The sequence below is a fragment of the Ruegeria sp. AB8 genome (assembly GCF_056542605.1).
Window position 1 is genome coordinate 1 of record NZ_JBQGAB010000103.1, and the last position, 1000, is coordinate 1000.

2 protein-coding genes are annotated in these 1000 nt (G+C 52.2%); both read right to left on the reverse strand.

The window, feature by feature from the left end; genetic code table 11:
• On the reverse strand, positions 1–313 hold a 313-nt coding region (locus ACR0CG_RS23955), incomplete at its 3' end, for a CarD family transcriptional regulator (RefSeq protein ID WP_480528006.1).
• A gap of 284 nt (positions 314–597) precedes the next feature.
• Positions 598–936 (reverse strand): ferredoxin FdxA, encoded by a 339-nt coding sequence (fdxA, locus tag ACR0CG_RS23960; protein WP_010439399.1) that lies wholly within the window; start codon positions 934–936, stop codon positions 598–600.
• Positions 937–1000 lie beyond the last annotated feature (64 nt).

Genomic DNA, 1000 nt, shown 5'->3' on the forward strand with positions numbered 1-1000 from the left:
CCGAGTTGATCTTTTGCTCGTATTCCTGCGCCCGGCGCGACCACATGGCACGCTTGACCTTGGCTTTGCCCTTCAGCGTCTTCATTGCCTGGCTGATCACATCCGGTGAGCTGAGCGACCGAAGCCCCGATTCAGTGACCTTGTTAGTCGGCACGCGCAGGGTCATTTTGTCTTTTTCAAAAGAAATCACGAACAGCTCAAGTGAGAAGCCTGCAACTTCCTGCTCTTCGATTGATACGATCTGACCTACGCCATGAGCCGGGTAGACGACATAATCGTTCGGGCGGAACTCAAGCTTTTTCGATTTCGACATTCATATTCATCCTTCATTACTGATCCGGATATGAGACGACAAAAGCACCACAGCCGAGGCCCTGCATGGCCCCGTCAGGCGGCTTATTTGTCATAAATTCAGAACTCCAAAGCGAGCATACTTACGGAGCACATCCCAATCACAGTCATCATTCGGTCCTAAGTATATCACAAATTTGCGACACTCAAAAGACCGCGCCAAGGTAAATGGGAAATTCCCTTTCTACCTCAACTAATTAATGCACAGATTGATGCCAAATGAACGGTAACCGGCTGCCGAATCGGTCAACCGCCCTCGCCGGGGGCTTCCGAGAAATATTTCTCCATCTTGCCTTCTTCGCCGTCGCGTTCCTCGGCCTCGGGCAAGGGGTCTTTCTTAGTCACAATCACCGGCCACATTTCCGAGTATTTCCGGTTGAACTCGACCCACTGCTCCATCCCCGGCTCGGTATCGGGGCGAATTGCGTCGGCGGGGCATTCGGGTTCGCAAACACCGCAGTCGATGCATTCGTCGGGGTGAATGACCAGTGTATTCTCACCTTCGTAGAAACAATCCACCGGACATACCTCGACACAGTCGGTGTATTTGCAGCCAATGCAGTTTTCGGTGACAACGTAGGTCATGTTGGATTTCCCGTTTGCGCTTTGGCGACTAGCTAATCCAGTCTGACCGCCGCTTCAAGGTCAG